Genomic DNA, 15,568 nt, shown 5'->3' on the forward strand with positions numbered 1-15,568 from the left:
ACATCCCTTGCATGCCGCGTCCGCCGCAAATCGGGCGTCTATTTTTTCTTGCCGATTTCCTTGCGCGGCAAGCCGTGCCATAACGCCCCCATGACCAAGATAGATCGCACGCCGACCAAGGCGGACTTCTCGCATGTGACCGAGTGGGTTTTCGACCTCGACAACACGCTCTACCCGCATCACGTCAACCTGTTCGCGCAGATCGACAAGAACATGACGGCCTACGTCTCGACTTTGCTGCAGATGGAGCGGGACGAGGCGCGCAAGCTGCAGAAGCAATATTATCACGATCATGGCACGACGCTGCAGGGACTGATGATCCACCACGGTGTCGATCCGAACGACTTCCTCGAGAAGGCGCATGCGATCGATTATTCCAGCCTGACGGCGCAGCCCGAACTGGGCGCGGCCATCAAGGCCCTGCCGGGTCGGAAGTTCATCTTCACCAATGGAAGCGTCAAGCATGCCGAGATGGCGGCGGGCGCGCTGGGCATCCTCGAGCATTTCGATGACATCTTCGACATCGTGGCGGCGGACTTCGTGCCGAAGCCGGCGCAGGCGACCTACGACAAGTTCGCAGCGTTGAAGCGGGTGGAGACCGGCAAGGCGGCGATGTTCGAAGACCTGCCGCGCAATCTCAAGGTTCCAAAGACCCTTGGCATGCAGACAGTGTTGCTGGTGCCAAACAATCTCGAAGACACGGTTGTCGAATGGTGGGAAAAGACCAGCGGCGAGGACGATCATATCGACTTCGTGACCGACGATCTCACTGATTTTCTTGCGAAGATTACCGGTTAGGTTACGAAAGTTTTATCCAGCTTACCGATCTTTAATTGGGCGTTTTGCCACACCAGCCCTACCCTCTCATCTGTAATCCGATTGCGATTGCATATTGAAAGGAGCTGAAATGTCTCGGAACAAGCTGATACTGGCCGCACTCTCCTCCGTCTTGATCGTTGGTGCCGCAGGCACCAGTTTTGCAGCATCTCACGACAAGAAGCCTCATCGGCCTCGCCCGCAGCACAGCATGGGCATGATGATGGGCCCGCGCATGGGCGCGATCCGCGAAGTCATCTTCGTTCGCATGCTGAAGCAGTTCGACACCAACAAGGACGGCCAGATCTCCAAGCAGGAAGCCAAGGACGGCATGGAGGCAATCTTCGTCGCGATCGACACCGACAAGGACGGCTCGCTGACGCCAGGGGAAATCCGCAAGCACCGCGAAGCCATGATGGCCAAGATGAAGGCGCCTGCGGATGATACCGCGGATGACGATGCAATGCCGATGGCACCGCCGGCCGATGCCGACAGCGCCCAGCCAGCACCACCGCAGGCCACCCCTGAAGGCCGCGGCATGCGTGGCGGAATGATGCGAGGCATGATGATGATGATGCAGCGCTTCGATACCGACGAGAACGGCCAGATTTCCAAGCAGGAAGCCGAAGCCGCCTTCGACAAGTTCTTCACCTGGATGGATCGCAATAAGGACGGGGTAATCTCGCTCGACGATATGCCGGATCGTCCATTTCCGTAAGTTTGGACTTACCGATCGATCGCAAGGCCCGTCGTTCTGGCGGGCCTTTCTATTCGTGGTGTTCGTAGAAGTCCTCGATAATCTTCCAGGCGGCATCCGCGGTGTCGACGAAGCTGATCAGATCGACATCGTCAGGCGCGATCGTGCCGAACTCGGCCAGTGCCTCGAAATTGATGATGCTGCGCCAGAACTTCTCTCCGAACAGGATGAGCGGCATCTTCTCCATGCGGCCTGTCTGAATCAGCGTCAGGCACTCAAAGAATTCGTCCAGCGTGCCGAAACCACCGGGAAAGACCGCAATCGCCTTGGCGCGCACCATGAAGTGCATCTTGCGGATGGCGAAGTAGTGAAAGTTGAAGCTGAGCTCCGGCGTGACGTAGACGTTCGGCGCCTGCTCGTGCGGCAAAACGATATTGAGACCGATCGACGGCGCGCCTTCATCGGCGGCACCACGATTGCCGGCCTCCATGACACCAGGCCCGCCACCGGTGACAATAACGTATTCGTGGAAATCGAAGCTCGCCGAATACTTCGAGCAGAGCCGCGCAAACTTGCGTGCCTCGTCGTAGTAGACGGACGCGGCCTCGAGATTGGCCCGCTGCACCTCGTTGCGCGCCGCCCATGCGCTCTGGCCGGGAGCAGGAATACGGGCGCCACCAAACATCACCACCGTTGACTTGATGCCGCGCTCGGCGAGCAACATCTCCACCTTCAGCAGTTCGAGCTGCAGCCGGATCGGCCGCAACTCCTCGCGGCACAAAAAATCCTCGTCGACATAGGCAAGACGATAGGCCGGTGACAGGGTCTGCGGCGTCTTTGGGACGGACTCGGCGCGATGCTTGTCGACCGCACTCGTCTTGAGGGGGGCCCATACGCCATCCTTGCGCCGCAGTCTGCCGTTTCGTGCCTTTGCCATGCCTAATGCCTTTCAATACCGCCGGCTTTCAGAGCCGGTATGTCGTCCCGAGGCGTTGAAACGCCGCGGGAAAAATCATTCCATTTTACCCGTTCATGCGATAGAGCAGATCGCACCCTGCCAATCACAATTCCGGAGGCTTCGGTCTCCAACGATAAAGATCGAAGTTTAAGGAATTCCCATGAGCGCCAGCGACCTTTCCTCCCTCGAAAAGACCATCGAAGCCGCCTTCGACAACCGCGACAATGTGAATACGTCGACGAAGGGCGAAGTCCGCGACGCCGTCGAAACAGCGCTCGAACTCCTCGATGGCGGCAAGGCACGCGTTGCCGAGCGTGGCAACGACGGCGTCTGGAAGGTCAATCAGTGGCTGAAGAAGGCCGTCCTCCTCTCGTTCCGCCTGAACGACATGGAAGTCGTCAAGGGCGGTTCGGGCAACTCGACCTGGTGGGACAAGGTGCCATCCAAGTTCGAAGGCTGGGGTGAAAACCAGTATCGCGCTGCCGGCTTCCGCGCCGTGCCGAACTGCGTCGTGCGTCGCTCCGCCTACATCGCCAAGAACGTCGTGCTGATGCCGTCCTTCGTCAACCTCGGCGCCTTCGTCGACGAAGGCACGATGGTCGATACCTGGGCGACCGTCGGTTCCTGCGCTCAGATCGGCAAGCATGTGCACCTCTCGGGCGGCGTCGGCATTGGCGGCGTTCTTGAGCCGATGCAGGCCGGCCCAACGATCATCGAGGACAACTGCTTCATCGGCGCGCGTTCGGAAGTCGTCGAAGGCTGCATCATCCGCGAGGGCTCGGTCCTCGGCATGGGCGTTTATATCGGCAAGTCGACCAAGATCGTCGATCGCGCCACCGGCGAAGTGATGTACGGCGAAGTGCCGCCCTACTCCGTCGTCGTTGCAGGCTCGATGCCGTCGGGCAATGCCACCATGGCCAACGGCCAGCCGGCGCCGCACCTCTACTGCGCCGTCATCGTCAAGCGCGTCGACGAAAAGACCCGCTCGAAGACCGGCATCAACGAACTGCTTCGCGACTGATCAAGTCTTGAGGTTCCGGCGATCTCGTCTGAAACGATGGGTGCCTCCGAAACGCTGACGGTCGGACTTGATCCGGCAAAATGAACGGCACATTTCAACAAGGCGGTACCGCCGCCTTGCCTTTTCTTTGCCACTACCGCTGGATAGTTCCACTCCCATGACCGCTACCGATCCCGTTGCCAATCTTCAGACTCTGATTCGCTGCCCGTCCGTCACGCCCGCTGAAGGCGGCGCGCTTTCGGCGCTCGAGGCAATGCTGTCGCCGCTTGGCTTCAAGGTGGATAAGGTGAAGGCGACCGAGCCGGGAACGCCCGATATCGAGAACCTCTATGCGCGGCTCGGCGGCGAAGGCCCGCACCTGATTTTTGCCGGGCATACCGACGTCGTGCCGGTTGGCGACGAAGCCGCCTGGACGCATCCGCCCTTCGCCGCCGAGATTGCGGACGGCGAACTCTTCGGACGCGGCGCTGTCGACATGAAGGGCGGGGTCGCCTGCTTTGTCGCGGCCATTGCCCGCTATATCGAAAAGCATGGCGCACCGAAGGGCTCGGTCTCGTTCCTGATCACCGGCGATGAGGAGGGCCCGGCGATCAACGGCACGATCAAGCTGCTGCAATGGGCGGCCGAGCGCGGCGAGCGCTGGGATGCCTGCCTCGTCGGCGAGCCGACCAATCCGGACAAGCTCGGCGACATGATCAAGATCGGCCGCCGTGGCTCGCTCTCCGGCAAAATCACCGTGCATGGCGTCCAGGGCCATGCCGCTTACCCGCATCTTGCCGACAATGCGGTGCGCGGCATCCTGCAACTCACGCAAGCGCTGATGGACCCACCTTTCGACGCTGGCACCGACAATTTCCAGCCGTCCAACCTGGAAGTGACGACCATCGACGTCGGCAATCCGGCGACGAACGTCGTACCCGCCAAGGCAACGGCGAGCTTCAACATTCGCTTCAACGACACGTGGACCGCCGCGAGCCTACAACAGGAGATCCTGCGCCGCCTCGATGCCGCGGCAGCGGAAGGCGTGCTGCGCCCCGGCCGTGCGCCGCTCAAATACGATATCGTCTGGGCCGAGCGCCCGAGCCACGTCTTCCTGACCCGCAACAACGCGCTGATCGCCTCGCTGTCTTCGGCCGTCGAAAGCCTCACCGGCCAGTCCCCGAAGCTCTCCACGACGGGCGGCACGTCGGACGCCCGCTTCATCAAGGATTACTGCCCGGTCGTCGAGTTCGGCCTTGTCGGCCAGACGATGCACATGGTCGATGAACGCGTCGCAATTTCCGACCTCGAGCGACTCACGGTAATCTATGAAACCTTCATCGAGCGCTGGTTCGCTAATGCCGGGCTTTAGGGAAGTTCAGTACTATCTTGCCGGGATCTGGCTGCTGATCCGCATGGATCCGCGCGGCTTTCGCTTCCTCGACATGTCGGATCGCGGCGTCAACCGCTCGTTCTGGGCGATCTTCTGGTGCCTGCCGCCAATGGGCATCTCGTGGCTATGGTGGCGCCAGGCCTTCCTGCAAACGATGCCGCCGCATACCGACGTCGGCGCACTCTTCTATTTCAGACTCGGGCTCGTCGAGGCCGCCAATTGGTTCGTGCCGCTGGTCTTTGCAGGCTTGCTGCTGCTGGCCTTCAAGAAGGGCGAGCGTTTTGGGCCTGTTATCGTCAGCGTCAATTGGCTCGGCGTGCCGCTGTCCTACGTCAATGGGATGTTGCTCGCGCTCGTCTTCTTCCTGCCACAGCTGGTTGGCCTCGTCTCGGTGCTGCTGCTGGCCTTCATGCTTGCGCAGGTCTTTGCGATTGCACGCATCCTGAGGATGATCTTTTACGGCCAAGGCCTGATGGTTGGGGTACTCACGCTGGTGCTGCTCGTGCCATCACTGATGCTGTCGGAATACCTGCAGCGCTTTCTCGGCATTTATCCCGTCTGATCAGCGAAAAAATCAGAAGTCCTCGCCGTCGTCGCCTTCCACCGGCGGGCGCCGGTCGACGATGACGTCGGGATAGTCCACCTGCATGAAATAGAGTCCATCCGGCGGCGCGACCGGGCCACAGGCCTTGCGGTCTCGCGCATCCAACGCGGCGCGGACGTCGGCCGGCGTCCATTTGCCCTCCCCCGCGAGCTTGAGTGTTCCCGCGAAAGAACGGATCTGGTTGTGCAGGAAGCTTTGGGCCGTAGCACGAATCTCGATCAGTTCGCCGTTTCTCGTCACGTCCAGCCGATCAAGTGTTCGAATCGGACTGTTGGCCTGGCAATGTGCGGAGCGGAAGGTGGAGAAATCGTGCTTGCCGACGAGCGTCTGCGCCGCCGCATGCATGACCTCATGGTCAAGCGCTTTTGGGACCCACCATGCCTTCCCGGCCCCCAGCGCCAACGGCGCCCGGCGGCTGATGATGCGATAAAGATAATGGCGCCGCAGCGCCGAGAACCGTGCGTCGAAGAACTCGCTCGCCGCTTCCACGCTGACGATCGCGACCCGCTCCCCGGCCATCTTGAGGTGGGCGTTCAGCGCATTCTGCAATTTGAAGGCCGACCACTCCCTGGCGAGATCGGCATGGATGACCTGGCCCATTGCATGAACGCCGGAATCGGTGCGCCCCGCGCCGCGGATCGACACCGTCTCACCGCTTGCCGACAGAATCGCCTTCTCGATCGCCCCTTGGACAGACGGTCCGTTCTCCTGCCGCTGCCAGCCAACGTAAGGACCACCGTCATATTCAACGATCATGCGGTAACGATGCATCAGGGAAGCCTCGTGCCCGATGGAAGCGGTGTCCCGCGCAGGAAATCAGCGGCCGGCAACGGCTTGCCACCGGCTTTCTGCAGTCTGGTCAGGCGAACGGCGCCGGTTCCACAGGCAACGACCAGATCATCGGTCAGCAACTCGCCAGCGCTGCCGCGGCCTTGTGCGATTTCCGAGGCCAGCACCTTGACGCGCTCAGGCTTGCCGCCGATTGCCACTTCGAACCACGCGCCCGGAAACGGCGCCAGACCGCGAATGTGATTATGGATGTCAGCGGCGTCCCGCGAGAAGTCGATCCGCGTCTCGCCCTTGTCGATCTTGGCGGCGTAGAGCACACCGTCCGACGGCTGCGGCGTCAGGGGAAGATCGCCCATCTCGAGCTTGACCATTGCCTCAGCCATTGCCCTGGCCCCGACATGCATCAGCTTGTCGTGCAATTCCCCGGCCGTGGTGTCGGGGCCGATCTCGACTTCACCGGTGAGAGCCACCGGGCCGGTATCGAGCCCCTTGTCCATCTTCATCACCATCATGCCGGTCTTTTCGTCGCCGGCCATGATCGCCCGCTGAATCGGAGCAGCACCCCGCCACCGGGGCAGGAGTGAGGCATGACCATTGTAGCAGCCGTGGCGCGTGCCGGTCAGAATCGCCTCCGGCAATAGCAGTCCATAGGCAACCACAACAGCGACATCTGCATCATGCGCCCTGAAGCGCTCGCGCTCTTCCGGATCCTTGAAATTCACCGGCGTAAAGACGGGAATGCCGAGCAGCTCAGCCGCCTGGTGCACCGGCGACTTCTGCAGGTCCAACCCGCGCCGTCCGCCCGGCCGTGGCGGCTGCGTGTAGACGGCAAGAATCGTGTGACCCGCGTCGATCAGCGCTCGCAGGGTCGGGACGGAGAATTCGGGCGTGCCCATGAAGATGATGCGAAGCGACATTTCTATCCCGCCATGTTTCCGGTCAGACGTCTTCAAACGGGCTTGCGAGCTTCAGATCAAGCCCCTTCAGGCATCCGGCCCGCGAAATCGCCTGTCCAGCGAGGCTGCGTCAGCAAAGGTCCGGTTAGAGCGCCTTCGCCGACTTCGCCGCCTTTGTGAACTTCTTGATCACCATGTCCCGCTTCAGGCGAGAAATGTGGTCGATGAAGAGTACGCCGTTCAGGTGGTCAATCTCGTGCTGCAGGCAGGTCGCGAGCAGGCCGTCGGCTTGCACCGTCTGCTCCTTGCCATCACGGTCGAGATATTTGACGGTGACGGTCGCCGGGCGTTCGACTTCGGCATAATAGTCAGGGATCGAAAGGCATCCCTCCTCATATACCGAACGCTCGTCTGTCGATGCCACGACCTCCGGATTGACGAATACGAGGGGCTGCTTCTCTTCGCCCTCGCGGGAAACGTCGATGACCAGCATGCGGCGCGGCACGCCGATCTGGATGGCAGCAAGGCCGATACCGGGCGCGTCGTACATGGTTTCAAGCATGTCGTCGGCAAGTCGCTGAAGATCGGCGTCAACGCGCTCGATCGGCTTGGAAACCTGACGAAGCAGCGGATCGGGGAGAATGATGAGTGGCTTGATGGTCATGGCGTTCCCATAACGCATCTTTTTCCAGGATGGAATTATCCGGTGGGCTGGCGGAGCGCTTTTTTACGCCCCAGCCCGGAATTTCGCCGCATTCCCGTCATGCGGCGCGGCGTGTCGTGGTCATCGAACGTTGCTCGACGCCGGTACGGAAGCGCTGCAGCAGTGCAACCAGATTGTCGACTTCGCCGCGCAGGCGCCGCGTCTCGGCAGAGGTGTTCTCGACCATTCCCGAGTTCTGCTGCGTGATCGTGTCCATGTTGCGGATGGCGACACTGACCTCGTTGACCCCGGTTGCCTGATCGCGCGCGGCAGCGGCGATATCGGCAACGAAGCTGTTGATGATATCGATGCGGTTGATCATGTCGTTCAGCGCCTCGCCGGTGCTGCTGACGATGTCCACTCCTTCGTTCACCTGGACCGAGCTTTCCGAAATCAGGTTCTTGATCTCCTTGGCGGCGTCGGCGGTGCGCTGCGCCAGTTGGCGGACCTCTTGCGCCACGACGGCAAAGCCCTTGCCCGCTTCGCCGGCACGCGCAGCCTCCACGCCGGCGTTCAACACCAGCAGGTTCGTCTGGAAAGCAATCTCGTCGATGACGCCGATGATCTTGGCGATCTCGGTCGAGGATTTTTCGATGCCGGCCATCGCGGAAACGGCGCTGGTGACGAGTTCGCCGGAGTTCTTGGCCTTCTGCTGCGTCTCACGGACCGCACCGGATGCCTTTTCGGCGTTTGCGGCAGTCTGTCCGACACTGACCGAAAGCTGTTGCAGCGCCGCCGAGCTTTCCTCGACGCCAGCTGCCTGCTGGGCCGTCCGCAAAGCAAGGTCATCGGAGGCCTTGGCGATCACGTCCGTACCCCTCAGGATCTCGCCCGAGGTTGCCCGCACCGAGCCAAAGGACGCGCGAAGAGCGGCGACGGCGCGGTTATAGTCGTCGGCCATGGCTTTGAAATTACCGGGGAGATCTGGCGGCAGCGTGGCCTCGAGATCGCCGTTCGACAGCGCCTCCAGACCGCGGCGAAGATGATCGAGCGCAACGGCCTGATCCTGCTCGGCCTTTACGCGCTCTTCTTCCAGCTTGCGTCGCTTCTCTTCGAGCGCTTCCAGATAGACCGAGATCGAATAGTCCATATCGAGCATCGCGGCCTTGATGACCGCTGAAAGCTTCTCGGCCAGCACCTTGCCCTGCTGCCTGGCGAACATGGAGGGCCACTGCTTGGCCATCAGGCCCTTCACGAGTTCGCTCATCAGCAGCGCGTAGCCACCGATATACCAGCGAGGCTCGAGGCCAATACGGGCATGGGTCTTGCCCACCGTGACCACGCCTTTGACGTAGGTTTCGTCGAAGTTGCCGCCAGCCAGATTGGCCCAGTGGTCTTCCTGGCGCTTCTTGGCATGTCCCATATGCGCTTTATCGGCAAAGAAGCTTGCGACCTCAGACGTCATTGCCAGCTTCGCGTAAAACTTGTCGAGAGCGCCGCCGAGCAACTCCGAGATTGCCGGGCGCATCTCACGCAGCGCCGTGCGGGCTCCGTCGTCCAGCTCGATGAAATCGAGGCGTTGCTTGAGCGTGCTGTCGGACTGCTGGCTGGTCATGATCTCTCTGCTTTGTAATTGATGCAAAAGGGAATTTGACCTGACCTTTTACGCAATATGGTTGAGCAAAGGTTAAATGAACTTGAGATTTGTCAACTGTCGTTTGTTCCCTCTACGAGCCAATCCTTTGGGAAGGCTTGCGAGTTGTTCACGTTTTGATCTAGCCATCCCACACGAGTTTGTTATGGTGGCGAAATGAACACCAGCTCTGAGTCGTTTCTCCTCGCCCTTTCCCGTATCAGTCCTGCCACGCTGGCGCTCGTCGGAGGCGCGATCGCGGCTCTGGTCTTGTTGCTGATCCTCCTTCTCGTCCGCAGCGGGCAGGTGCGGCGCGAGCAGGCCGAGGTAGCGAGCCTCCGTGCCGCCGAGACGGATGCTCGAATGGCCGAACTTCTGAAAATCCAGGCGGAAATGCACGGGCGCATGTCGACAATGGCCGAAGTGTTCGGCTCGAGGCAGTCCGAGCTCAACCAGGCGATCAACCAGCGTCTCGATGGTATGTCGCAGCGCGTCAGTTCGACGATCAGCGAGCAGACCAAATCGACGCACGAGAACCTGCAGCGGCTGCAGGAGCGTCTCGCCGTCATCGATGCCGCCCAGAACAACATCCAGACACTGGCGAAAGATGTCGTCGGTTTGCAGGCGATCCTCTCCAACAAGCAGACACGCGGCGCTTTCGGCCAATCGCGCATGGAGACGATTGTCGCCGACGGCCTTCCGATGGGGGCCTATGCCTTCCAACAGACGCTTTCCAATGGCTCGCGCCCGGACTGCACCATTCGCATGCCCAACGGCGCACCACCGCTGGTGGTCGACGCGAAGTTCCCGCTTGAAGCCTGGAACGCGATCCGGGACGCCGGCGGACCTGACGGAGCCAAGGTCGCCTCGCAGCAGTTCCGCCGCGACATGGAAACGCACATCCGCGATATCTCCGAGAAATATCTGATCCAGGGCGAGACGCAGGACACGGCCTTCATGTTCGTGCCGTCGGAATCGATCTTCGCGGAGATCCACGAGAATTTCGAAGCGATCGTGCAGAAGGCGCACCGGTCGCGCATCGTCATCGTGTCGCCTTCGCTGCTGATGCTCTCCATCCAGGTTATTCAGGCAGTCCTGAAAGATCAGCGGATGCGGGCCCAGGCACACGTCATCCAGGGCGAAGTCGCGAACCTGATGGACGATCTCGGCCGTCTCGACGAGCGTGTTCGCAAGCTGCAGAGCCATTTTTCCATGACGCAAAGAGATGTCGACCAGATCCTCACCTCCACCGATAAGCTCACCAAGCGCGGCGCGAAAATCGAAGCTCTGGAGTTCGAGGGCGGCGACAACAGCAAGGCCGCGGCGCGGGACGGTGATGGCGCGCCAAAATCCGTCGACAGCCGCAGCGGGCTTCTGAAGCTCAGAGTGGTTGACGACGAGTAAGCCCTTCAGGCAGTGTCGCGCTCAAGAAAAGCATTGGACGGGACACTCATGATCACAGTCTTCGGCTCCATCAACATGGACCTCATCGCCACCACCGCGCGCTTGCCGAAGCCCGGCGAAACGGTTGCCGGCAACGGCTTCTCAACGGCAGCAGGCGGCAAGGGCGCCAATCAGGCACTTGCGGCGCGACGCGCCGGCCGAACCGTTCACATGGCGGGAGCCGTCGGACGCGACGCCTTTGCGGAGCCGGCGGTTGCTCTCTTGAAGGACGCCGGCACTGGACTTGAAACCGTCAAGCAGGTCGACGAGCCGACCGGAACCGCACTGATCCTCGTCGGCGGTGACGGCGAGAACATGATTGCCGTTGTGCCTGGCGCAAACGGCACGATGACGCCGGCCGATGCCGACGTCGCGATCGACGCGATGAAGGAGGGCGACATCCTGATGCTGCAGCTCGAGGTGCCCGTTCCGGCCGTCGAGCGGGCGCTGGCCGCGGCGCGCGCCAAGAGCGTCACGTCCATCCTCAACCTGGCCCCACTGATCGAAGACGCTCCACGCCTCGGCCGCCTTGCCGACATCGTGATCGCGAACGAGACCGAGTTCGAGCGTCTTGCCGGCCAGGAAAACATGGGCACGGCGGATCGCGAGGCCGCGCTGAAACGACTCAATGCGGAGACGGGGCAAACCCTGATCGTGACGCTCGGCGCAGACGGCGTCATCGCAATCCGCGACGGCGTCATCTCCCGTGCGAAGGGATTGAAGATCGAGCCTGTCGATACGGTCGGTGCCGGCGACACGTTCTGCGGCTATTTCGCCGCGAGCCTGGACGAAGGCCTAGATTTCGAGGCATCGCTGCGGCGGGCCGCCGTCGCAGGATCGCTCGCCTGCCTCAAGCAAGGCGCTCAGCCATCGATCCCATCAAGCGCCGAAGTCGCAAACGAGCTATAGGGCAATTCGCCCCGCGACATATCGGGGCGGTTTGCCGTATGCAGCGTCTGTTTTCATTAGATTTCATTCAAATTTAATAGGTTTCCGGCGATGTTCCAGCCATCGCCGGCCTTCGCCAAGGGGTCGGCTTCTGTCACGGCTGCTCCATGAGGGGGCGACGCCTTCGTCCCTGTGCCGATGAATGCCCCGTACGGCACATCCTTGCTTCCCGAGGAATCCATGTTCATCTTTCGCATGAAATCGCTTGCAGCCAAGCTTATCCTCATTACGGGCGTTGCCATCGCCCTCGTCCTCCTCATTTCCAACTTCTTCCTCATCGGCGAGACGCGCAACCGCGTGCGGACCCTCACCATGGACCAAGCTAATCTCGAGGCGAAGGCTATCGCCAACGAGGTTGCCTCATCCGTCGGCGAGCTGGCAGGGGCCGCGCGCTCGATGGCCGGCACGATCGGTCATGGTCAGGAGGGCAAATATCTCGACCGCAAGGCCGTTCTGGACATGCTGAAGGCAAACGTCGAGCGCAACCAGCTTGCCTTCGGCAGCTGGTTTGCCGAAGAGCCGAACGCCTTCGACGGCCAGTCGCCGTCCATGGCCGGCAAGGCCGAATTCGGCGCAGCCAAGGATGGCACATTCAACCCGTACTGGACGAAGAGCAAGGACGGCGGCTTCAGCTTCTCCACCTTCGATTCCGACTATAAGGCTGCCTGGTACGCGCTCGCCGCAGAAAGCAAGAAGGGCGCGCTGTCGCCGCCTTATGCCGAGACGACGACCGGCGAGAATACCGCGATGACGTCCATTGCCTATCCGGTGTTCTCGGGTGGCAAGATGATCGGCGTCAGCGGCGTCGACATCTCCCTCAAATCGCTCCGCGATAAGCTTTCGACGCTCCACCCCTTCGGCTCTGGCCGCGTTACGCTGCTCTCGCAGACCGGCAAATGGATTGTCTCGCCGATTCCCGAGCTTTCCATGAAGGACTATGACGGCGAAGGCACAGATGCCGTGAAGAGCGCGCTTTCGACGCTACAGCCAGCCGTCGTCAAGGACCTGAGCTACGATAGCTACGAGCCCTTCGACCGCGTCGTCTATCCCTTTGCCCTGCCCGACGTGAACACGACCTGGGTCATCCTCGTCGACGTCCCGCACTCGGCCATCAACGCGCCTGTTCAAGATCAAACCTCCATGATGGTTGTCGCCGGCATTCTCGTGCTCGCAGCCGTCATGATTGCCCTCTACCTAGCCGTCCGTTCCCTCGTCCAGCGTCCGATCGGCGGTCTCGTCGCCAGCGTCAAGGCACTCAGCGACGGCAAGTACGAGCAGCCGGTAGCCGGTCAGGATCGCGCTGACGAGATCGGCGCCGTGGCCAAGGCTCTTGAGGGCTTCCGCTTCGCACTCGCCGACACGCAGCGTCTTGAGGCCGAGGCAAACAACCAGCGCGATGCAGCCGAAACCGAGCGTGGCCGCTCGGAAGCCGAGCGGCATCAGTCGATCACGCTGCAGCGTCATATCGTGTCGATCGTCGGCTCCGGCCTGTCCGAATTGTCCCAGGGCAACCTCGGCCATCGCATCACCGAGGACTTCCCGGGCGAATACGCCAAGCTGAAGCAGGACTTCAACGCGGCTCTCGAAAGCCTCGAGGAAACCATCAACACGATGAACCTCAGCGTCGTGAACATCGGCTCCGGTACAAGCGAAATCAGCGGCAGCGCCTCCGACCTCGCCAAGCGTACGGAACAGCAGGCAGCAAGCCTGGAAGAAACGGCAGCCGCGCTCAACGAGCTCACCGCACAGGTCAACTCCAGCGCCGACAACGCCCGCACGGCGGCTGATAACGTCAACCTCGCCTGCGAGGATGCCGAAAAGTCAGGCGAAGTGGTGCGCAAGGCAATTGCTTCGATGCAGGGCATCGAGCAGTCCTCCACCGAGGTCTCGCGCATCATCGGCGTCATCGACGAGATCGCCTTCCAGACCAACCTGCTGGCCCTGAATGCCGGCGTTGAAGCCGCACGCGCCGGCGAAGCCGGCAAGGGCTTTGCCGTCGTCGCGCAGGAAGTCCGCGAGCTGGCCCAGCGTTCCGCGAACGCCGCCAAGGAGATCAAGACGCTCATCAACACTTCGGCCGTACAGGTCAAGGAAGGCGTCGATCTGGTCGGCCGCGCCGGCGATACGCTGCATAAGATCTCCGAGCAGGTCATGGGCATCAACGGCCTTATCCGCCAGATCTCCGCATCGGCCAGTGAACAGGCGATCGGACTGAAGGAGATCAACCAGGCCATGAACCAGATGGACCAGGTTACCCAGCAGAACGCAGCCATGGTCGAGGAGACGACGGCAGCCAGCATCACGCTGAACGACGAGGCCCAGACGCTGAAGCAACTCGTGACACGCTTCCGCGTATCCGGCATGAGCCACGCTTCCGCACTACGCTCGACGGCTCAGCAGATGCGCGCGCCGACTGCTGCACCGACGTATCGCCAAGCTGCAGCACCGGCACCGCGCCGCGCAGTTCCGCAGACTCAGGGCTCGGCAGCGCTCGCTCAGGACAACTGGGAAGAGTTCTAAGCCGAACTCGACGGCTTGAATGAAGAAAGGCGCCTGAGCAATCAGGCGCCTTTTTTACTGGCATGTTGAATGCTCAGGCTGCGTTCGAGGTCTGCTCCTCATTGAGGAACGCATAGATCGCCGAGGCGGAGTCGGTCGCACGCAGCTTGGCGACGAGATCGTGGTCGCGCAGCACGCGGGCGATGCGCGAGAGGGCCTTGAGGTGATCAGCGCCAGCGCCTTCCGGTGCGAGGAGCAGGAACACCAGATCCACGGGTTGATCGTCCAGGGCCTCGAAATCGACGGGCTGATCGAGACGCGCGAAGATGCCGACGATGGAATGGACGCTTGCCAACTTACCGTGCGGAATAGCGATCCCGTTACCGACGCCGGTCGAGCCAAGGCGTTCGCGCTGCAGGACAACATCGAAAATTTCCCGCTCCGAAAGCCCTGTGACTTTCGACGCCTTTGCAGCCAATTCCTGGAGGAGCTGTTTCTTGGAATTTACCCTAAGGGCGGGAATGATCGCATTTTGCTGCAGCAAATCTGCCAAAGCCATTTTATTTTCCTTCTGCGCCAAGAGAGGAGAGCGGCAGCCTAACTGCCGCCCTTCGCCTTGATCTCAGCTTTTGATACTGGCTGCATCGATCCAGCCAATGTTACCGTCGTGCCGACGATAAACGATGTTCAGTTGTTCCTTGCCTGGACTGCGGAATAGCAGCAGCGGCTCATCCGTCATGTCGAGCGCCATCACGGCGGTCGCGACAGACATTGTTTTTAGTTGCTTGGTGCTTTCGGCGACGATCGCCGGCGCGAAGTCATCCGGGATCTCGTCTTCGTGGTCCGACATGCCATCCATGACGGTGTAGGCAACTTCCGCAGAACCATTCTGGTGATTTCCGGCGTAGTGATCCTTCAGCTTGCGCTTGTAGCGGCGAAGGCGCTTCTCGATCCGCTCGGAAGCGGCATCGAAGGCCAACTGCGGGTCCATCGCCTCTCCGGCGGCATGCAATACAACTCCGCTATCGAGATGAAGCTTGCAGTCGGCGGAAAAACGGGCGTTGGCCTTATGCACGATCACTTGACCAGAATACCCTCCGTCGAAGTATTTCGTGACGGCGACACCGATTTGGTCCTCGATCCGCTGACGGAACGAGTCACCAATTTCCATATGTTTACCGGATACACGCACACTCATGGAGTTTCCCTTCTTACAGTGTTTGCGGGTACCAGTTTACGCCAAGGCTCA

At 61.1% G+C, this 15,568-nt stretch carries 15 protein-coding genes; 8 read left to right on the plus strand and 7 right to left on the minus strand.

The features are described 5' to 3' along the window. Positions 1–90 precede the first annotated feature (90 nt). Together AF71_RS00495 and AF71_RS00500 are read left to right on the plus strand one after the other, a co-directional pair. Positions 91–798: a pyrimidine 5'-nucleotidase gene (locus tag AF71_RS00495; protein WP_025658745.1), complete on the plus strand. Its 708-nt coding sequence runs from the start codon at positions 91–93 to the stop codon at positions 796–798. Between the two features lie 109 nt (positions 799–907). Then, positions 908–1,534 carry an EF-hand domain-containing protein gene (locus AF71_RS00500; protein ID WP_169679191.1) on the plus strand — a complete coding sequence of 209 codons (627 nt, stop codon included), beginning with the start codon at positions 908–910 and terminating at the stop codon, positions 1,532–1,534. 49 nt (positions 1,535–1,583) lie between these two features. On the opposite strand, the gene AF71_RS00505 is transcribed toward AF71_RS00500, so the two are convergent. Further along, the gene (locus tag AF71_RS00505; RefSeq protein ID WP_018857713.1) at positions 1,584–2,450 is read right to left on the minus strand and encodes an LOG family protein; all 867 of its coding nucleotides are present in this window, start codon (positions 2,448–2,450) and stop codon (positions 1,584–1,586) included. Positions 2,451–2,631: 181 nt separating this feature from the next. Between AF71_RS00505 and dapD the strand changes: the two genes are divergently transcribed. The 3 genes from dapD (at position 2,632) to AF71_RS00520 (ending at position 5,426) form a co-directional block, all read left to right on the plus strand. Next, positions 2,632–3,492, plus strand: a complete 861-nt coding sequence (gene dapD / locus AF71_RS00510; RefSeq protein ID WP_018857714.1) for a 2,3,4,5-tetrahydropyridine-2,6-dicarboxylate N-succinyltransferase — start codon at positions 2,632–2,634, stop codon at positions 3,490–3,492. A 157-nt stretch (positions 3,493–3,649) separates the two neighbouring features. Then, the gene (gene dapE / locus AF71_RS00515) at positions 3,650–4,843 is read left to right on the plus strand and encodes a succinyl-diaminopimelate desuccinylase (RefSeq protein ID WP_169679194.1); all 1,194 of its coding nucleotides are present in this window, start codon (positions 3,650–3,652) and stop codon (positions 4,841–4,843) included. Continuing rightward, positions 4,830–5,426 carry a hypothetical protein gene (locus AF71_RS00520; RefSeq protein WP_169679197.1) on the plus strand — a complete coding sequence of 199 codons (597 nt, stop codon included), beginning with the start codon at positions 4,830–4,832 and terminating at the stop codon, positions 5,424–5,426. The genes dapE and AF71_RS00520 overlap by 14 nt, the downstream gene beginning before the upstream one ends. A gap of 12 nt (positions 5,427–5,438) precedes the next feature. Here the strand turns inward: AF71_RS00520 and truA are convergent, their stop codons facing one another. The 4 genes from truA to AF71_RS00540 form a co-directional block, all read right to left on the minus strand. Further along, complete coding sequence (gene truA / locus AF71_RS00525) at positions 5,439–6,239, minus strand: tRNA pseudouridine(38-40) synthase TruA (protein WP_169679200.1); 801 nt, start codon at positions 6,237–6,239, stop codon at positions 5,439–5,441. After that, the gene (gene fmt, locus AF71_RS00530) at positions 6,239–7,174 is read right to left on the minus strand and encodes a methionyl-tRNA formyltransferase (protein ID WP_025658740.1); all 936 of its coding nucleotides are present in this window, start codon (positions 7,172–7,174) and stop codon (positions 6,239–6,241) included. Before fmt ends, truA begins: the two co-directional genes overlap by 1 nt. A gap of 124 nt (positions 7,175–7,298) precedes the next feature. Then, positions 7,299–7,817 carry a peptide deformylase gene (gene def, locus AF71_RS00535; RefSeq protein ID WP_025658739.1) on the minus strand — a complete coding sequence of 173 codons (519 nt, stop codon included), beginning with the start codon at positions 7,815–7,817 and terminating at the stop codon, positions 7,299–7,301. A 97-nt stretch (positions 7,818–7,914) separates the two neighbouring features. After that, positions 7,915–9,411 carry a globin-coupled sensor protein gene (locus tag AF71_RS00540; protein ID WP_169679203.1) on the minus strand — a complete coding sequence of 499 codons (1,497 nt, stop codon included), beginning with the start codon at positions 9,409–9,411 and terminating at the stop codon, positions 7,915–7,917. A gap of 195 nt (positions 9,412–9,606) precedes the next feature. Here AF71_RS00540 and AF71_RS00545 point away from each other — a divergent pair, with 195 nt between their 5' ends. From AF71_RS00545 to AF71_RS00555, 3 genes are all read left to right on the plus strand, one after another. Then, on the plus strand, positions 9,607–10,833 hold the full coding sequence (locus AF71_RS00545; RefSeq protein ID WP_169679206.1) for a DNA recombination protein RmuC: 1,227 nt from the start codon (positions 9,607–9,609) through the stop codon (positions 10,831–10,833). Between the two features lie 48 nt (positions 10,834–10,881). Then, on the plus strand, positions 10,882–11,781 hold the full coding sequence (locus AF71_RS00550; protein ID WP_018857722.1) for a ribokinase: 900 nt from the start codon (positions 10,882–10,884) through the stop codon (positions 11,779–11,781). A gap of 219 nt (positions 11,782–12,000) precedes the next feature. After that, positions 12,001–14,340: a methyl-accepting chemotaxis protein gene (locus tag AF71_RS00555; RefSeq protein ID WP_169679209.1), complete on the plus strand. Its 2,340-nt coding sequence runs from the start codon at positions 12,001–12,003 to the stop codon at positions 14,338–14,340. 73 nt (positions 14,341–14,413) lie between these two features. Here AF71_RS00555 and ptsN read toward each other — a convergent pair whose 3' ends face one another. Both ptsN and raiA read right to left on the minus strand, forming a co-directional pair. Further along, positions 14,414–14,878: a PTS IIA-like nitrogen regulatory protein PtsN gene (gene ptsN / locus AF71_RS00560; RefSeq protein WP_007529605.1), complete on the minus strand. Its 465-nt coding sequence runs from the start codon at positions 14,876–14,878 to the stop codon at positions 14,414–14,416. A gap of 63 nt (positions 14,879–14,941) precedes the next feature. After that, complete coding sequence (gene raiA / locus AF71_RS00565; protein ID WP_025658734.1) at positions 14,942–15,517, minus strand: ribosome-associated translation inhibitor RaiA; 576 nt, start codon at positions 15,515–15,517, stop codon at positions 14,942–14,944. Positions 15,518–15,568 lie beyond the last annotated feature (51 nt).

The sequence above is a fragment of the Rhizobium sp. 57MFTsu3.2 genome, from assembly GCF_012932765.1.
In the GTDB taxonomy this organism is placed as follows: domain Bacteria; phylum Pseudomonadota; class Alphaproteobacteria; order Rhizobiales; family Rhizobiaceae; genus Rhizobium; species Rhizobium altiplani.